Source organism: Micromonospora sp. NPDC093243 (genome assembly GCF_044753725.1).
GTDB lineage: Bacteria > Actinomycetota > Actinomycetes > Mycobacteriales > Micromonosporaceae > Micromonospora.
In genome coordinates, this window is record NZ_JBIVNT010000004.1 from 280,527 (window position 1) to 298,532 (window position 18,006).

Consider the following 18,006-nt stretch of genomic DNA (forward strand, 5'->3'; position numbering starts at 1 on the left):
GCTGCGTGGGCGGGTGACCGGCGATCTGCTCTCAGCCGCTGGCCGACGGCGGTGGGGGGGGGGGGGGGGGGGGGCCCCCCCCCCCCCCCCCCCCCCCCCCCCCCCCCCCCCCCGCCGGAGGGAGGAGGCAGGTTCGTGTCGGTTACGACGTCTCGGCGAGCGTCACGGTTGCCGTCGACTCGGCGCCGTTGCGCTTGTACTGCACCTCGACCCGGTCGCCCACCTTGCCGGCCTGCACGGCGCCGACCAGGTCGTCCGAGTCGTTGATCACCTTGTCGCCGAACCGGGTGATGACGTCACCCCGCTGCAGGCCGGCCTTCTCGGCCGGGCTGCCCTGGGTGACCGCGGCGACCAGCGCGCCGCCACCCTCGGCCATGTTCACGCTGACCCCGAGCGACGGGTGGCTGACCTTCTCGCCCCGCTGGAGCTTCCCCGCGACGTCCTTGGCCTTGTTGCTCGGGATGGCGAAACCGACGCCGATGTTGCCGGTGCTCTGCCCGGAGGTGGCGATCGCGGTGTTGATGCCGATCACCTCGCCCCGGGTGTTGACCAGCGCGCCGCCGGAGTTGCCCGGGTTGATCGGGGCGTCGGTCTGCAGCAGCCCGGCGATGGAGGACGCGGCCTGACGCGGGTCCTGCTGCTGGCCGCCCTCGCCGGCCTGGATGGTGCGCTCCCGGGCGCTGAGGATGCCGGCGGTGACCGAGCCCTGCAGGCCCAGCGGGCTGCCCAGCGCGAGTACCTGGTCGCCGACCTGCATCGCGTCGCTGTCGCCGAAGGTGGCCGGCTTCAGGCCGCTCACCCCGTTGGCCTTCACCACGGCGAGGTCGGTCTTCGGGTCGGTGCCCTTGATCTGCGCCTCGGCGGTCTTGCCGTCGGCGAAGACCACCCGGACGGTGTCACCGCTGGCCGAGGCGACCACGTGGTTGTTGGTGAGCACGTAGCCGTCGGCGCTGAGGATCACGCCGGAGCCCTCGCCGTTGTCGGTGGCGATGGAGACGACGCTGTCCTGTACCGAGGCGGCGATCCGCGGCAGGTCGGCACCGTTGATCACCGGGGCGGCGGAGTAGGTGCGGGTGATGCCGCCGCCGTCGCCATCGATGGCGAGCGCGAGCGCTCCACCGGCGACACCGGAGCCGAGCATCAGGGCGAACACCGCGACACCGGCGCCGGCGAACTTCGCCACCCGGCTCGGCCGCGGCCCGGCGGGGTTGGCGTGGGCGGCCGGCGCCCAGGGCGGAACGGGCTGACCGGGGTGCGGCGCGTGCGGCTGCCCGTACGCACCCGGCTGCCCCCCGCTGGCCCAGCCGGACTGCTGAGTCGGGTACCAGTGGCCGCCCGCCGGCTGCGGGTACCCGTGCGCGCCGGAAACCGGCTGACCGTGCGGGCCAGACACCGGCTGGCCGTGCGGGCCGGAAACCGGCTGGCCGGAGACCGGGTGGCCGGAGTGCGTCGGCGTGGTCGCCGGCGGCTGCCAACCACCGGCGGGGGCGGCCGGGTAGCCGGCGGGGGTCGTGGCGACCGGCACGGTCGGGTCGGCGCCCCGGTCGGTGTCGGGCGTGGCGGGGGCGTCCGCGCGGGTGGGCTCCGGGGTGGCGGAGGCGCCGGCGTCGGTCGCCGGGGTCTGGTCGGCGTTCCCGGCGACCGGGCCGGCGGAGGCCAGCTCGGTGGTCGGGTCGCTGCTCGCGGAGTCGGACTGCGCGCGCTCGACGCGTGGCAGCTCGGCGGTGGGGTGCGCCGGCTCGGCGTCGGTGGGGGCCGGCCGGTGCTGCTGCGGGTCAGACTCGTACTCGGTCATGGATCCACCTTCTCCCCTGGCACTGCGACCAGCCTGGAACGGGGCTGGAAGTTGGCTGAAAGTCACTCGCCACTCTCGTCGGCGTCCGGCAGCAGCGGCAGCCGGACCCGGAAGGTGGCCCCGCCGCCCGGGGTCTCCACCACCTCGACCGTGCCGTGGTGCGCGCCCACCAGGGCGGCCACGATGGCCAGGCCGAGGCCGGTGCCGGTGTTGCCGTCGGCCCGGCGGGTACGGGCCGCGTCGGCCCGATAGAACCGCTCGAAGACCCGCTCGGCCTGCTCCGGGGAGAGCCCGGGGCCGGTATCGGCCACCTCCAGCACGGCCAGGTTGCCGGGTTCGGCCCGCAGCCGCAGGGTGACCGAGGCATCCGGCGGGGTGTGGGTGAGGGCGTTGGTCATCAGGTTGCCGATCACCTGCCGCAGCCGGGCGTCGTCCCCGTAGACCACCAGCGGGCCGGAGCCGCGGGCCGTCTCCAGCTCGATCCGCCGCTCCGGCGCGACCACCCGGGCGGCCTGCACGGCTTCGCTGGCGAGCACCGGCAGCTCGACCGGGGCCAGGGTGATGGGCCGCTCCCGGTCCAGCCGGGCGAGCAGCAGCAGGTCCTCCACCAGGAGTCCCATCCGCGCCGCCTCGTCCTCGATCCGGCGCAGCAGCCCGGCGGTCTGCTCCGGCGCGCGGGCCGCTCCCTGCCGGTACAGCTCGGCGAAGCCGCGGATGGTGGTCAGCGGCGTACGCAGCTCGTGCGAGGCGTCCGCGACGAACTGCCGCATCCGCTCCTCCGACCGCCGGGCGCGCGCCTCGGAGGCCTGCGCGGAGACGGCCGCGTCCCGGGCGGCGACCTCGGCCGAGCGGGCGGCGGTCTCCGAGGCGGCCCGGGCGGTGAAGGCCGCCTCGATCTGGGTCAGCATCGCGTTCAGCGCACGGGACAGCCGACCCAGCTCCGAGGTGGGGCACTCCTGCCCCTCCTCCGGGTCGGGCACCCGCCGGCTCAGGTCTCCGCCGGCGATGGCGGCGGCGGTCCGTTCGATCTCCACCAGCGGTTTCAGGCTGGTACGCACGATCGCGGCGCCGATCGAGGCGAGCAGGATCAGCACCGACCCGCCGACCAGCAGGTCGATCCAGACCAGTCGCTGCACCGCCAGATCGACGTCGGTGAGGTTCTGGCCGATGGCAGCCCACTGCCCGTTGGGCAGCTCCGTGTAGAGGATCCGCCAGCGGATCGGACCGGACTTCGCCTGGACCGTGAACGGCTCACCGGCCAGTCTCTCGAACCCGGCGGCGTCGGAGGGCCAGCGCGGAAGGTCGTCCGAGTCAAACCGCTGGCTGTCGAAACGCGCGCCGACCACCCGGCCGGTGTCCCGGTCCGTCACCACCACCAGGTAGTCGGTGGGAATACCTATCTTCGCCGGCTGCTCGGAGACCAACGCGCTCTCGATGTTGCGGACCGAGCCCTTGATTTCGGCGTCCACCTGACCGACGAGGTAGCTGCGGAGGAAGAAGGTGGTGAGCGAGCTGATCACCAGCAGCGCCATGGCGACCAGGGCCAGCACCGCGGTGACCAGCTTCACCCGCAGCGGTACGCTCCGCAGTCGCCCCTTCGCCTGTGCGACCGCGTTCACGCCGCCGGCTTGCGCAGTACGTACCCGACTCCGCGCAGGGTGTGGATCAGCCGGGGCTGGGTGGTGTCCACCTTGCGCCGCAGGTAGGAGATGTACGACTCGACGATGTTGTCGTCGCCGCGGAAGTCGTAGTTCCAGACGTGGTCGAGGATCTGCGCCTTGGAGAGCACCCGGTTGGCGTTGAGCATCAGGTAGCGCAGCAGCTTGAACTCGGTCGGCGACAGCTGCACCCGCTGGCCGGCCCGGTAGACCTCGTGGGTCTCCTCGTCCAGCTCCAGGTCGGCGAAGGTGAGCCGGGAGGGCGCCGGTTCACCGCTGCTGGTGCGGCGCAGCACCGCCCGGATCCGGGCGGTCAGCTCCTCCAGGCTGAACGGCTTGGTGACGTAGTCGTCGCCACCCAGGGTCAGACCGCGGATCTTGTCGTCGGTGGCGTCCCGGGCGGTCAGGAAGACGACCGGGGTGCGGGTGCCACCCTCGCGGAGCATCCGGATGACCTCGAACCCGTCCAGGTCGGGCAGCATCACGTCGAGCACCACCAGGTCGGGCCGATGGTCCTTGGCGGCGTTGAGCGCCGCGCTGCCGCTGGTCGCGGTGGCCACGTCGAAGCCCGCGAACCGCAGGCTCGCGGAGAGCAGTTCGAGGATGTTGGGGTCGTCCTCGACGACGAGCAGTCGCGCCTCGGTCTGGGTAGCCGGCATGGCCCCCATCTTCCGCGCTCCGGCTGCGCCCGCGCTGGACGCTCCCTGGAAAAAGGCTGTGAGCCGCCGGGGTGCCCGATCCGGCCCGGTCACGCTCGTCGAGATCCTGCCGGATCACGCCGGCTGGGGCAACGGCCGGGCCGGTCAGCGCAGCAGCCGGCGGAGCCCCTCCAGCGCGCCGTCGATCAACCGGATCGCGGTACGCAGCTGCGAGTCGCTGAACCGGCGGGCCCGGACGAGCCGACCCACCTCGCTGGTGAAGGCGGCCAACCGCTGGTCGAACTCGGCGAGCAGGCCCGCCTCGGTGCTCATCCCCGGCCGGGGTTCCGGCCCGAACTGACCGGATCCGGGTTCCGCCGGGCCGAACGGCGGCCCGGCCGGGAAGGGCGGGATGTCCCACCGGTTCCGCCGAGTTTGCCGTGTCTGCCGGGCGGCCTCCCGCAGCTCGCGCTTGAGGTCGCGGACCGAACCGCGTACCTCGGTCTGGATCTCCCCCGCCAGGGTGGAGAGGTCCTGCACCGAGGCGGCGATGTCGGACTCCAGGGTGGCCAACTCGTCCGCCCGCTGGCGCAGCTCGCCCCGACCCGCGTCGGTGATCTCGTACGTCTTGCGGCCGCCGGCGGCGGTGTGGCTGACCAGCCCCTCCGCCTCCATCCGCTGCAACCGGGGATAGATCGTGCCGGCGCTGGGCGCGTAGAGGCCGAGGAAGCGGTCCTCCAGCAGCCGGATCAGCTCGTAGCCGTGCTTCGGCCCGTCGTCGAGGAGCTTGAGCAGGTAGAGCCGGAGCCGCCCGTGGCTGAAGACGGCCGTCATCGCAGCTCATCCTCCTCGTCGTCGCCCACCGGACGGGCGAGCAACGCGATGCTGCCGGACGTGGCGGATGCCCAGAGCTTACCTTCGCCGGCCCCGATGACCCCCTCGCTGCTGGTCACCGAGCCGATCGCCGACTCCGTACGCACCTGGGGGAAGCCGCTGGTGATCCGGCCGGCGGTGGTGTGCAGCCGGACGGCGAGGTCGCTGTCCTCGCGGACCCGGACGGTGATGCTGCCCGAGATGGTGTGCAGCCGGATCTCGCTGCGCCGGGGGTTGTCCAGGTCGCAGGTGATCGAGCCGGAAACGGTCTGGGCGCGGACCTGCCCGGCCGCGCTGTCGGCCAGGATCACCTCGCCCGAAACCGTCTGCATGCTGAGCTCGCCGGCCACACCGAGCGCCTCCACCGGCCCGGAGACGATCTTCGCCGAGGTTTCGCCGCGCAGCGCCATCAGGGTGATCTGGCCGGAGGTGACGTCGACGCGGGTCTGCCGGCGCAGACCCGAGACGACAAGCGAGCCGTCCATCAGGCGCAGGTCGGCCGCCACCTCGGCGGGGACCGCGATCGAGACGTCCACCCGGGGCCACCGGGCGAACGGCCCGATCCACCAGAGCAGGTCCGACCAGCGCCGGGCGCGCTCCTGCCGGACGGAGAGCCACCCGCCCTGGTGCTCGACCAGGACCGGCCGGCGCCCCACCCGGGTGATGTCGACCCGGGCCGGCCCGTCGGTGGCGACCACGTTCAGCCGCCCGCTGAACAGCCGCACGTCCAGCCGGCTGACCGGGCCGTCGAGTGTGAGCCGCTGCGGGCTGTCGACCGTCCAACCGGTCATGGCGTCCTCCCCTCGGGACACGCCGACGACGCGTCCGACGGGACGAACAGTAACGCGATACATCGCGACAGCACAAGACTGTCGCGATGTCGTCAGGCCGCCAGGTCGAGCTCCTGAGCCGGGCCTTCCGGCACGAGCACGCTCGGCAGCGGGACCGGCTCGCCGGTCAAGGGCGGCGGGGCCACAGGCATGGCGGGCACCAGGTGCACGGCCGACTCGGCAGCCCGGGCGAGCCGCCGACGGTCCGCGCCCCGGGCCGGGTGCAGCGCGGCGGCGACGGTCACGGTCACCTCCAGGTCCCGGGCCGCGACCACCCGGCGCACCGAGCGCAGCAGGGTCTCCTCGCCGAGGAACGCGGCGGCCGTGGTGTCGGCCCCGGTCGCCGCGCTGCGGTAGCCGATGCGCAACGGCACGACCGGCGCGCCGGCGTCGACCGCCGCCTGGAACATCGCCGGCCGGAAGCCGCCGCCGGGGCGGCAGTCGCGCGGGCCGTCTCCGGCGCACCAGGTCGTACCCTCCGGAAAGACCGCGACCGCCCGGCCGGCGCGCAGCGCGTCGGCGACCCGGCGCACGGTGACCGGCAGCTGCCGCGGCCGGGACTTGTCCACGAAGACCGTGCCCGCCGCCGCGGCCAACTGCCCGACCAGCGGCCAGGCGCGGACCTCCCGCTTCGCCACCATCCGGGCCGGCGCGACCGCCAGCACCGCGAGGATGTCCAGCCAGGACACGTGGTTGGCGACCAGCAGCGCCCGCCGCCGGGGCAACCGGCCGCGGACGACCAGGCGTACCCCGAAGGCTCGGGCGGTTCCCCGGGCCCAGGCCCGCACCGCGGCCTGGCCGTCCGAGGTGGGCAGCACCGGCAGCAGCGCGGCCAGCAGTGCCCCGAGCAGCAGCATCCCCGCCCCGGCGAACAGCCGGCCCAGCCGTACGGCCAGCGGGACCGACGGCACTTCGCCGGCCGCCGGCAGGCACTGCTCGTCACAGCCGGACGAGGGACGCCAGAGGTCGTACGGGACGGCGCTCATGCCTGCTCCCCCAGGAAGTGCCGCAGGTATCGCGGGTTCATCCGGTCCAGCGAGAAGAGCACATAGAAGTCCGCGCAGTCGAAGTCCGGGTCGTACGCCGGCTCGCCGCAGATCCACGCGCCGAGCCGCAGGTAGCCGCGGAGCAGCGGCGGCACCGCGGCCCGGCCGGCCGGCTCGGCGTCACCGGCCGTCGGGTCGACGGCGGCGGCCGGCTCGGCGAACCAGGGCCGCAGCGGGCGGACCCGCAGCGGCGGCGGCGCCAGGTGGCGGGCCTGTGCCTGGGCCCACACCTCGGCCACCGCCCGGCCGCCGTCGGTCACCGGCACCGAGGCGCAGCCGCCGAGCCAGCGCGAGCCGCGCAGGTGCAGGTAGCGGGTGATGCCGGCCCACATCAGGTTGATCACCGCACCGGTGCGGTGATCCGGGTGGACGCAGGAGCGGCCCGCCTCGACGAGGTCGTCGCGGAGCGGGTCGAGCGCCGCGAGGTCGAACTCGGCCTCGGCGTACCGGCGATCGGTGCGGCCCGGCGGCAGCAGCCGGTACGTGCCGACGACGTCGCCGGTGCTCTCCTGGCGGACGATGAGGTGGTCGCAGTACGGGTCGAACGGGTCCACGTCCAGCCCGTCGACGCCCGGGTGCAGGGTGGCGCCGAGCTCGGTGGCGAACACCTCGTGGCGCAGGCGTTGCGCTGCCGCGACCGTGGTCGGGTCGTCGGCGATCAGCAGGGTGTAGCCGCTGGTCGTCAGGGGTGCCCCAGCGGCGTGCAGAACGGCCATGGGATCTGTGTAGGGCCCCCGGGTTGCCAACCACACGGCGAGGAGTGTCGATCCGGTGAACGCCGGTCGGCGGCCCGTGTACGCAGGCCGGATCGGGTCGTGCGAGGCTGCCGGACGGGCCTCGGCGACGACGCCGGCCCCCGCTGACCCGGAGGTCGCCGATGCGCATCGAATCCCGCTACAACGGGCCGCCCGGCTCCGGCAACGGCGGCTGGAGCGCCGGTGTCTTCGCCGCCGCCGCGGGCGGCGCGGGGCCGGTCGAGGTGACGCTGCGCCGGCCGCCGCCGCTGGACACCCCGCTGGTCCTGGCCGACGGCGAGGTCCGCGACCCGGCCGGGTCGGTGGTCGCCGAGGTGCGCCCGACGGACCGGTTCGACGCGGTGGTGCCGCCGGTGGACCGCCGCACCGCGACCGACGCGTCGGCGGCCTACCCCGGGCTGGTCGACCACCCCTTCCCCGGCTGCTTCGTCTGCGGCCCCCGCCGGCCGGACGGGCTGCGGATCTTCCCCGGCCGGCTGCCGGACGGCCGGACCGCCGCGCCGTTGCGGGCACCCGAGCAGGTCAGCCTGGCCACGGTCTGGGCGGCGCTGGACTGCCCGGGCGGCTGGGCCGTGATCGCTCCCGGCCGGCCGTACGTGCTGGGCCGGATCGCCGCGCTGGTCGACGCACTGCCCGAGCCGGGCGACGAGTGCGTGGTGACCGGCGTGGCCGTCGAGGTCGAGGGCCGCAAGGCCCGGGTGCACACCAGCCTGTACGGCCCGGACGGCTCGCTGCTGGCCAGCGCCCGGGCGACCTGGGTGGCGTTGCCGCCCGGCGCGGCCTGACCGGCGGCGCGCCTGTCGTCCCTGAGGATGAGTGGGGTCCTGCCTGAGGCGGAGGCGAAAGTACCGACCGCGCCTGATTGACCTTGTTGCGCGCGCCCGCCACGCTGTGCAACGGCGTACCTCGACGCCACCCGCACGGGAGGAGAACGATGTCTGACGGGCAGCGAAGCCCCACCAGCGACGGTCAGATCGTGGTGTCCGGCCTGACGAAGCAGTACAAGAACGTCAGGGCGGTCAACAACCTGTCCTTCACTGTCGAGCCGGGTCGGGTGACCGGCTTCCTCGGCCCGAACGGCGCCGGCAAGACGACCACCCTGCGCATGCTGCTGAACCTGGTCACGCCGACCAGCGGCACGGCCACCATCAGCGGCGCCCGGTACGCCGACCTGGTCGAGCCGTTGCGGCACGTCGGCGCGGTGCTGGAGGCGTCCAGCGCGCACAAGGGCCGCACCGGCATCAACCACCTGCGGGTAATCTGCGCGGCGGCCGGGCTGCCGAAGCAGCGGGCCGACGAGGCGCTCGCCCTGGTCGGGCTGACCCCGGCCGCGAAGCGCAAGTTCAAGGGCTACTCGCTGGGCATGAAGCAGCGGCTCGGCATCGCCGCCGCGATGCTCGGCGACCCCCGGGTGCTGATCCTCGACGAGCCGGCCAATGGCCTGGACCCGGAGGGGATCCGGTGGATGCGCGGGTTCCTGAAGAACCTGGCCCACGAGGGGCGGACGGTGCTGGTCTCCAGCCACCTGCTGTCCGAGATGCAGCTGCTCGCCGACGACGTGGTGATCATCGCGGCCGGGCAGCTGGTCCGGCAGGGCCCCGTCGACCAGGTGATCGGTTCGATGGCGCAGGGTGGCCGGGTCCGGGTCCGCACCCCGCAGGCCGAGGCGCTCACCACCGCGCTCAAGGGCCAGTCGGCCATCGTCGACACCGACGAGCAGGGCACCCTGCTGGTCTCCGGGGTGGACGCTCCGGCGATCGGCCGGGCGGCTCTGGCCGCCGGGGTCGAGCTGCACGAACTCACCACGGAACGCCCCGACCTGGAAGGCGTCTTCCTGGAGCTGACGGCCGGAAAGGCGGGCATCCGATGAACCTGATCCGAGCCGAACTGACCAAGATCCGTACCACCAGCACCTGGTGGATCTTCGCGCTGATCTCGCTGCCGCTCTGGGCGCTCACCCTGCTGATCAACTGGCTCCAGGCCGACACGCTGACCAACGGGGATCTCGGCGAGGTGCCGCCCGACCAGGTCGACACCCTGGCGGCGGCGGCCCACCCGGACGCGCTGTCGGCGAACCTCTTCACCACCGGGCAGTTCTTCGGCCTGCTCATCGTGATGCTGCTCGGCATCATCGTGGTGACCAGCGAGTTCTTCCACCAGACGGTGACCACCACGTTCCTCACCTCGCCGCACCGCAGCGCGGTGATGGCCGCCAAGCTGGCCGCCGCGGCCCTGCTGGCGCTGCTCTTCTGGGTGGTCACCACCGGGCTCAACCTGATCGCCGGGGCGGCCGTCCTCAACGCCGTCGGCGTCGGCTCGCAGCTCGACAACGCCGCGGCCTGGGAGGCGATCGGCCTCAACGGCCTGGCGTACCTGCTCTGGGGGATCCTGGGCGTCGGCCTCGGCGTGCTGATCCGCAGCCAGATCGGCGCCACGGTCACCGGCATCCTGCTCTACCTCGGCGGCACGATCGGCGCGGCGATCGCCATCAGCATCCTGGCCACCCGGTTCGGCGACTGGATCAACGATCTTCAGCTGCTGGTGCCGTCGCTGGCGTCGTCGCTGATGGTCACCGGCGCCGAGATCCCGGGCAACCCGCCACGCTGGGCGGGCGCCGTCGTGCTGATCGGGTACGCGGTGGTCGCCGGGGTGGTCGGCAGCCTGACCCTGCGCCGGCGCGACATCTCCTGACCGGCGCGTTCCCGCTGGTCACGACGGCCCCGGGGTGGTGGTGGCACGCCACCGCCCCGGGGCCGCCGCCCATAGCAGGAGTCAATGGGACGCGCAGCGCTTACTGAACTTCTGGCATCTTCTGTGAAACGGACCACCCGACGGAGGCGGAAATGCCTGCGGGATCTGTACGGCGTAGCCTTGGAGCCGTCTCGTGCGGGCCCGGGAACCGGGGCCGCCGGGGATCCGCGTGACACCCAGAACCCGCGTGAAAGAGGCGATTAGCGGCCGTGTCGACCCAGCAGACATCGCAGGAGAACCCACTGGCGGGTTTCGGCCCGAACGAGTGGATCGTCGAGGACATGTACCAGCGCTACCTCGCCGACCCCAAGAGCGTCGACTCGGCCTGGCACGACTTCTTCGCCGACTACCGGCCGGCACCCGGCGCCGGCACTCCGCGACCGGACGGCCAGCCGGACACCGCCGCCGCGCCGGAGCCCGCGGAGCAGCAGGAGGCGGTGGCCACGGTCGCCCAGCCCGAGGCGCCGGCACCGGCCCGGCCCGAGCCCGCCAAGGCCGCCAAGGCCGCGCCGCCCGCCAAGGCCGCCGCGCCGGCCGCGCCGGCCAAGGCCGCTCCCGCCAAGCCGGCGGCACCGGCCAAGGCAGCGGCACCGGCCAAGGCGGCGGCCAAGCCGGCCACCGCACCGACCGCCACCGGCCCGCAGACCACCCCGCTGCGCGGCGTCGCCGCGAAGATCGTCCAGAACATGGACGCCTCGCTGAGCGTGCCCACCGCGACCAGCGTGCGCGCGGTCCCGGCCAAGCTGCTGGTCGACAACCGCATCGTGATCAACAACCACCTCGCCCGCGGGCGCGGTGGCAAGGTCAGCTTCACCCACCTCATCGGCTACGCGATGGTCCGGGCGCTGGTCCAGCACCCGGAGATGAACAACTCCTACGCGCAGGTCGACGGCAAGCCGGCGGTGGTCCGCCCGGAGCACGTCAACCTCGGCATCGCCATCGACCTGGTCAAGCCGGACGGCACCCGCAACCTGGTGGTCCCCTCCATCAAGGCCTGCGAGCAGATGGACTTCCGGCAGTTCTGGCAGGCGTACGAGGACGTGGTCCGCCGGGCCCGGCGCAACGAGCTGACCATGGAGGACTACGGCGGCACCACCATCTCGCTGACCAACCCCGGCGGTATCGGCACGGTGCACTCGATGCCGCGGCTCATGCAGGGGCAGAGCGCGATCATCGGCGTCGGCGCGATGGAGTACCCGGCGCCCTACCAGGGCATGTCCGAGGCCACCCTGGCCGAGCTGGCGGTCAGCAAGGTCATCACGCTGACCAGCACCTACGACCACCGGATCATCCAGGGCGCGCAGTCCGGCGAGTTCCTCAAGGTCATGCACGAGCTGATCCTGGGTGAGCACGGCTTCTACGACGAGATCTTCACCTCGCTGCGGATCCCGTACGAGCCGGTGCGCTGGGTGCGTGACGTCGCGGTCAACTCCGAGGGTCAGATCAACAAGACCGCCCGGGTGCACGAGCTGATCCACGCCTACCGGGTGCGCGGTCACCTGATGGCCGACACCGACCCGCTCGAGTTCACCATCCGCAAGCACCCCGACCTGGACGTGCTCCAGCACGGGCTGACCCTGTGGGACCTCGACCGCGAGTTCCCGGTCAACGGCTTCGCCGGCAAGCGGCGGATGAAGCTGCGCGAGATCCTCGGCGTGCTGCGCGACTCGTACTGCCGGCGGGTGGGCATCGAGTACATGCACATCCAGGACCCGGAGGAGCGGCGCTGGATCCAGGAGCGGATCGAGCGCAAGTACACCAAGCCCGCTCCGGACGAGCAGAAGCACGTGCTCAACCGGCTCAACGCCGCCGAGGCGTTCGAGACCTTCCTGCAGACCAAGTACGTCGGCCAGAAGCGCTTCTCGCTGGAGGGCGGCGAGTCGCTGATCCCGCTGCTCGGCGAGGTGCTGGAGTGCTCCGCCGAGGGCGGGCTCGACGAGGTCGTCATCGGGATGGCGCACCGGGGCCGGCTCAACGTGCTCGCGAACATCGTCGGCAAGCCGTACGAGAAGATCTTCTCTGAGTTCGAGGGGCACCTGGACCCGCGGTCGACGCAGGGCTCCGGCGACGTGAAGTACCACCTGGGCCAGAACGGCAAGTTCACCACCCCGGACGGCGGGCACTCGGTCAAGGTCTCCGTGGTGGCCAACCCGTCGCACCTGGAGGCGGTCGACCCGGTGCTGGAGGGCATCGTCCGGGCCAAGCAGGACCGCATCGACCTCAAGCTGGAGGGCTACACCGTGCTGCCGCTGGCGGTGCACGGTGACGCCGCCTTCGCCGGGCAGGGCGTGGTCGCCGAGACGCTCAACCTGTCGCAGCTGCGTGGCTACCGCACCGGCGGCACCGTGCACGTGGTGGTCAACAACCAGGTCGGCTTCACCACCGCCCCGGAATACTCGCGCTCCAGCCTCTACAGCACCGACGTGGCCCGGATGATCCAGGCGCCGATCTTCCACGTCAACGGCGACGACCCGGAGGCCGTGGTCCGGGTGGCCCGGCTGGCCTTCGAGTACCGGCAGGCGTTCAACAAGGACGTCGTGATCGACCTGGTCTGCTACCGCCGGCGCGGGCACAACGAGGGCGACGACCCGTCGATGTCCAACCCGCAGATGTACAAGATCATCGACTCGAAGCGCTCGGTGCGGAAGCTCTACACCGAGGAGCTGATCGGTCGCGGCGACATCACCGTGGAGGACGCGGAGGAGCTGCTGCGCGACTACCAGGCACAGCTGGAGCGGGTCTTCAAGGCCACCCGCGACGCCGCCTCCACGCCCCGGCAGCTCAGCCGGCCCCGCCGCGAGGAGGAGCCGGAGCCGCAGGTCGACACCGCCACCGACCCCGCGGTCGTCCGGGCCATCGGCGAGGCGCACGTCAACCTGCCGGAGGGCTTCACCCCGCACAAGCGGATCCAGCAGCTGCTGGACCGGCGGGCCAAGATGTCCGTCGAGGGCAACATCGACTGGGGCTACGGCGAGATCATCGCGTTCGGCTCGCTGCTGCACGACGGGGTCACCGTCCGCCTCGCCGGTCAGGACTCCCGGCGCGGCACCTTCGTGCAGCGGCACGCCTCGATCGTCGACGCCCGCACCGGCGACGACTACCTCCCGCTGAAGTCGCTCACCGCCGACGGCGAGCGGTCCCGATTCTTCGTCCACGACTCGCTGCTCAGCGAGTACGCGGCGATGGGCTTCGAGTACGGCTACTCGGTGGAGAACATCAACGCGCTGGTCGCCTGGGAGGCCCAGTTCGGTGACTTCGTCAACGGCTCCCAGTCGGTGATCGACGAGTTCATCTCCTCCGGCGAGGTCAAGTGGGGCCAGCGCTCCGCGGTGACCCTGCTGCTGCCGCACGGGCACGAGGGCCAGGGCCCGGACCACACCTCCGGCCGCCCGGAGCGGTTCCTCCAGCTCTGCGCCGAGGACAACATGCGGGTCTCCATCCCGACCACTCCGGCGAACTACTTCCACCTGCTGCGCCGCCAGGCCCTGTCGCCGAAGCGCAAGCCGCTGGTGGTGTTCACGCCGAAGTCGCTGCTGCGGCACAAGCTCTGCGTCTCCTCGGTCGAGGACTTCACCACCGGCACCTTCCAGCCGGTGCTGGCCGACACCGCGGCCCCGGCGCCGGAGCAGGTGAAGCGGGTGCTGCTCTGCTCGGGCAAGGTCTACTACGACCTGTTCCAGGCCCGGCAGGAGCGGGGGGTCACCGACACCGCGATCCTGCGGATCGAGCAGCTCTACCCGATGCCGGTGGAGGAGATCCGGGCCGCGCTGGCGCAGTACCCGAACGCCGAGGACTTCGCCTGGGTGCAGGAGGAGCCGGCCAACCAGGGCGCCTGGTCGTTCGTCGCGCTCAACCTGCTGGAGCACCTGGCGGACGTGCGGCTGCGCCGGATCTCCCGGCCGGCGGCGGCCGCCCCGGCGGTCGGCTCGGCCAAGATGCACGAGGTCGAGCAGAACGCGCTGATCGAGGCGGCCCTCCCCCGCCCGTGACCTGACCGCACCGCCGAGAGCCGGGGCAGGGCCGTCACCACGGTCCTGCCCCGGCTCCGTCGGTCCACCCGCCCGGCGGAGCCGGGCCGAACCCGAGGACGTACCGATGTACTTCACCGACCGTGGCATCGAGGAGCTGGTCGAGCGCCGGGGCGACGAGCAGGTCACCGTCGAGTGGCTCGCCGAGCGCCTGCGCGACTTCGTCGACCTCAACCCCGAGTTCGAGACCCCCATCGAACGCCTGGCCACCTACCTGGCCCGCCTGGACGACCCCGACGACGACTAACCCCTCCGGAGCCCACCCCGCCCCCGGGTCTTCCCCGTTGATCAAGAGGTCTGCGTCATCTTTGATCTCCAATCCGACGCGGATCTCTTGATCAACGGGGACGGGGTGGGGCGAAGGACCCGGGTGGTGGAGGGCGCGATCTTCTAGGGTGGGTGCGTGGCGCGCAGCGTGTATCTGACCAGCGTTGGGTCGGGCGGGGGGAAGTCGACCATCGCCCTCGGCCTGGCCGAGCTGCTCTCCCGCCAGGTCGGACGGATCGGGGTGTTCCGACCGCTGATCTCCGGCGCCGGCCCGGACCCGATCCTCGCCCTGCTCAGCGAGCGCTACCGGATCGACCTGCCGCCGGCCGACCTGGCCGGGGCGACCTACGCCGAGGCCACCACGCTGGTCGCCGACGGCCGCCGGGAAGAGCTGATCTCCCGCATCGTCGAGCGCTACCGGGCAATCGAGCGGCGCTGCCCCGCGGTGGTCGTGGTGGGCAGCGACTTCGACGACACCGGCGACCCGGCGCGCCCCCGAGAGCTGGCGTTCAACGCCCGGCTGGCCACCGAGTTCGGCAGCGTCGTGGTGCCCGTGGTGGACGGCTTCGGCCAGGATCCCGCGGCCGTCGCGGCGGCGGCCCGCGGCGCGTACCACGACCTGGCCGACCTGGGCGCGACAGTGCTCGCCGTGATGGCCAACCGGGTTTCCGGCCCGATGACGCTGCCGGACCTGCCCGTCCCGGCGTACGCCATCCCGGAGGTGCCGAGCGTGTCGGCGCCCACGGTGGCCGAGGTGGCGACGGCGCTGGACGCGACCCTGCTGGCCGGCGACGAGAGCGCCCTCGGCCGGGACGTGCTCGACTACGTGGTCGGCGCGGCCCACGTGCCGATCCTGCTCGACCACCTGACCCCGGGCGCGCTGATGATCACCCCGGGAGACCGGGCCGACCTGCTGGTCGCGGCGAGTGCCGCGCACGTGGCCGGGCAGGTCTCCCTGGCCGGGCTGGTGCTCACCCTCGGCGAACAACCGGACCCGCGGGTGATGCGGCTGGTGGAGGAGCTGAACACCGGCCTCGCGGTGCTCTCCGTGCGCACCGACAGCTACGACACGGTGGCCGCGTCCAGCCGGATCGAGGGTCGGCCCAGCGCGGCCAACCCACGGAAGGTCGAGGCCGCGCTCGGCGCCTTCGAACGCTGCGTGGACACCGACGACCTGGCCCGGCGGCTGAGCGTCAGCCGCTCGAACCGGGTGACCCCGTTGATGTTCGAGAACGAGCTGATCGACCGGGCCCGGGCCCGGCCCCGCCGCCTGGTGCTGCCCGAGGGGGCCGAGGAGCGCATCCTGCGCGCGGCGGAGATCCTGCTGCGCCGGGGTGTCGCCGAGCTGACCCTGCTCGGCCGGCCGGACGACATCGCCCGGCGGGCCCGGGAGCTCGGCGTCGACGTCGGCGACGCGCAGGTGGTGGACCCGGTCACCAGCGAGTGGCGGGACGGGTTCGCCGCCGAGTACGCCGGGTTGCGCGCGCACCGGGGAGTCACCGCTGAGCTGGCGCACGACATCGTGGCCCAGCCCAACTACTTTGGCACCATGATGGTGCACGCCGGGCACGCCGACGGCATGGTCTCCGGGGCGACGCACACCACGGCCGCCACCATCCGCCCGGCGTTCGAGATCATCCGTACGCTTCCCGACGTCTCGGTCGCCTCCAGCGTCTTCTTCATGCTGCTCGCCGACCGGGTGCTGGTCTACGGCGACTGCGCGGTCAACCGCGACCCGGACGCCGCCCAGCTCGCCGACATCGCGATCTCGTCGGCGGACACCGCGGCCCGGTTCGGCATCGAGCCGCGGGTGGCGATGCTCTCCTACTCGACGGGCAGCTCCGGTGCGGGCGCCGACGTGGAGAAGGTCGCGGCGGCCACCGCGCTGGTCCGGGAGCGCCGGCCCGAGCTGCTGGTGGAGGGGCCGATCCAGTACGACGCGGCGATCGATCCCGCGGTCGCCGCCACCAAGCTGCCGGGCAGCCCGGTCGCCGGTCGGGCGACGGTGTTCATCTTCCCCGACCTGAACACCGGCAACAACACGTACAAGGCGGTGCAGCGCTCCGCCGGGGCGGTCGCCGTCGGGCCGGTGATGCAGGGCCTGCGCCGACCGGTCAACGACCTGTCCCGGGGCGCCACCGTGCCGGACATCGTCAACACGGTGGCGATCACCGCGATCCAGGCCGCCGCCACGGACGGGGAGACCGGATGAGCCGGGTGCTGGTGCTCAACTGCGGGTCGTCATCGGTGAAGTACCGGCTCTACGACGGCGACGAGGTGCGGGACCGGGGCACCGTGGAGCGGATCGGCGAGCCCGGGGGCGGGCCGGTCGACCACGAGACCGCCGTCCGGCAGATCCTCGCCGGGCTCGACCTCACCGACCTGGCCGCGGTGGGCCACCGGGTGGTGCACGGCGGCAAGCGGTTCGGCGAGCCGGTGCTGATCGACGACGAGGTGCTGGCCGCGATCCACGACCTGGTCCCGCTGGCCCCGCTGCACAACCCGCCCAACCTGGCCGGCATCGAGGTGGCCCGGCAGGCGCTGCCCGGCGTGGGCCAGGTCGCGGTCTTCGACACCGCGTTCCATCGCACCCTGCCGGAGGCCGCCGCCACGTACGCGATCGAGCGCGACGTCGCCGAGCGGTACGGCATCCGCCGCTACGGCTTCCACGGCACCTCGCACGCGTTCGTCTCCCGCCGCACCGCGGAGCTGCTCGGCCGGCCGTACGGGGAGTTGAACACCATCACCCTGCACCTGGGCAACGGAGCCAGCGCCTGCGCGGTCTCCGGCGGTCGCAGCGTGGCCACCTCGATGGGCATGTCCCCGCTGGAGGGCCTGGTGATGGGCACCCGCAGCGGCGACCTGGACCCGACCGTCATCTTCCACCTGCGCCGCGAGGGCGGGTTCTCGGTGGACGACATCGACGACCTGCTCAACCACCGCAGCGGGCTGCTCGGGCTGGCCGGGGCGAACGACATGCGCGAGGTGCTGAAGCGCCGCTCGGCCGGCGACCCGGCGGCGGCGCTCGCCTTCGACGTCTACTGCCGGCGGATCACCGGCTATGTGGGGGCGTACTACGCGCTGCTCGGCCGGGTCGACGCGGTCACCTTCACCGCCGGCGTCGGCGAGCACGCCGCCCCGGTGCGCGCCGCCGCCCTGGCCGGCCTGGACCGGCTCGGCATCGTGGTGGACCCGGCGCGCAACGCCGGCGAGGGCGACCGGTTGATCTCACCTGCGGGCGCCGAGGTCGCGGTCTGCGTGATCGGGACCGACGAGGAGGCTGAGATCGCCCGCGCGGCCCGCGAGGTGACCGCCCGGGCGAGCTGACGAGGTCCGGTCGAACCCGGCCGCCGCGGCGGCCGGGC

Annotated in this window: 14 protein-coding genes; 7 read left to right on the top strand and 7 right to left on the bottom strand. The window is 73.0% G+C overall.

Annotated features, from left to right (window positions below; all coding sequences use genetic code 11):
• Positions 1-142: 142 nt before the first annotated feature.
• The 7 genes from ACIP9D_RS15040 to ACIP9D_RS15070 all read right to left on the bottom strand — a co-directional run bounded on the left by ACIP9D_RS15040 (position 143) and on the right by ACIP9D_RS15070 (position 7,556).
• Entirely contained in the window at positions 143-1,795 is a 1,653-nt protein-coding gene (locus ACIP9D_RS15040; RefSeq protein WP_350871695.1) for a trypsin-like peptidase domain-containing protein, read from the bottom strand.
• Positions 1,796-1,857: 62 nt separating this feature from the next.
• Positions 1,858-3,414, bottom strand: coding sequence for a HAMP domain-containing sensor histidine kinase (locus tag ACIP9D_RS15045; RefSeq protein WP_350871693.1), 1,557 nt, complete (start codon positions 3,412-3,414; stop codon positions 1,858-1,860).
• The gene (locus tag ACIP9D_RS15050; RefSeq protein ID WP_350871692.1) at positions 3,411-4,112 is read right to left on the bottom strand and encodes a response regulator transcription factor; all 702 of its coding nucleotides are present in this window, start codon (positions 4,110-4,112) and stop codon (positions 3,411-3,413) included. Before ACIP9D_RS15050 ends, ACIP9D_RS15045 begins: the two co-directional genes overlap by 4 nt.
• A gap of 144 nt (positions 4,113-4,256) precedes the next feature.
• Positions 4,257-4,925: a PadR family transcriptional regulator gene (locus ACIP9D_RS15055; protein ID WP_350871691.1), complete on the bottom strand. Its 669-nt coding sequence runs from the start codon at positions 4,923-4,925 to the stop codon at positions 4,257-4,259.
• The gene (locus ACIP9D_RS15060; protein ID WP_350871689.1) at positions 4,922-5,755 is read right to left on the bottom strand and encodes a DUF4097 family beta strand repeat-containing protein; all 834 of its coding nucleotides are present in this window, start codon (positions 5,753-5,755) and stop codon (positions 4,922-4,924) included. The genes ACIP9D_RS15055 and ACIP9D_RS15060 overlap by 4 nt, the downstream gene beginning before the upstream one ends.
• 92 nt (positions 5,756-5,847) lie before the next feature.
• Positions 5,848-6,780, bottom strand: a complete 933-nt coding sequence (locus ACIP9D_RS15065; protein WP_350871687.1) for a lysophospholipid acyltransferase family protein — start codon at positions 6,778-6,780, stop codon at positions 5,848-5,850.
• Positions 6,777-7,556: a GNAT family N-acyltransferase gene (locus tag ACIP9D_RS15070; RefSeq protein ID WP_350871685.1), complete on the bottom strand. Its 780-nt coding sequence runs from the start codon at positions 7,554-7,556 to the stop codon at positions 6,777-6,779. Before ACIP9D_RS15070 ends, ACIP9D_RS15065 begins: the two co-directional genes overlap by 4 nt.
• A gap of 161 nt (positions 7,557-7,717) precedes the next feature.
• On the opposite strand from ACIP9D_RS15070, the gene ACIP9D_RS15075 reads away from it, so the two are divergent.
• The 7 genes from ACIP9D_RS15075 to ACIP9D_RS15105 all read left to right on the top strand — a co-directional run bounded on the left by ACIP9D_RS15075 (position 7,718) and on the right by ACIP9D_RS15105 (position 17,968).
• On the top strand, positions 7,718-8,380 hold the full coding sequence (locus ACIP9D_RS15075) for a hypothetical protein (RefSeq protein WP_350871683.1): 663 nt from the start codon (positions 7,718-7,720) through the stop codon (positions 8,378-8,380).
• A 149-nt stretch (positions 8,381-8,529) separates the two neighbouring features.
• Positions 8,530-9,465 carry an ABC transporter ATP-binding protein gene (locus ACIP9D_RS15080; RefSeq protein ID WP_350871682.1) on the top strand — a complete coding sequence of 312 codons (936 nt, stop codon included), beginning with the start codon at positions 8,530-8,532 and terminating at the stop codon, positions 9,463-9,465.
• Positions 9,462-10,286: an ABC transporter permease gene (locus ACIP9D_RS15085; RefSeq protein ID WP_350871680.1), complete on the top strand. Its 825-nt coding sequence runs from the start codon at positions 9,462-9,464 to the stop codon at positions 10,284-10,286. Before ACIP9D_RS15080 ends, ACIP9D_RS15085 begins: the two co-directional genes overlap by 4 nt.
• A gap of 269 nt (positions 10,287-10,555) precedes the next feature.
• Positions 10,556-14,335, top strand: a complete 3,780-nt coding sequence (locus ACIP9D_RS15090) for a multifunctional oxoglutarate decarboxylase/oxoglutarate dehydrogenase thiamine pyrophosphate-binding subunit/dihydrolipoyllysine-residue succinyltransferase subunit (protein WP_350871679.1) — start codon at positions 10,556-10,558, stop codon at positions 14,333-14,335.
• Between the two features lie 106 nt (positions 14,336-14,441).
• Positions 14,442-14,621, top strand: a complete 180-nt coding sequence (locus ACIP9D_RS15095) for a DUF6104 family protein (RefSeq protein WP_350871677.1) — start codon at positions 14,442-14,444, stop codon at positions 14,619-14,621.
• A gap of 156 nt (positions 14,622-14,777) precedes the next feature.
• Positions 14,778-16,853, top strand: coding sequence for a phosphate acetyltransferase (gene pta, locus ACIP9D_RS15100; RefSeq protein ID WP_350871675.1), 2,076 nt, complete (start codon positions 14,778-14,780; stop codon positions 16,851-16,853).
• Positions 16,850-17,968 (top strand): acetate kinase, encoded by a 1,119-nt coding sequence (locus ACIP9D_RS15105; protein ID WP_350871674.1) that lies wholly within the window; start codon positions 16,850-16,852, stop codon positions 17,966-17,968. The genes pta and ACIP9D_RS15105 overlap by 4 nt, the downstream gene beginning before the upstream one ends.
• Positions 17,969-18,006 lie beyond the last annotated feature (38 nt).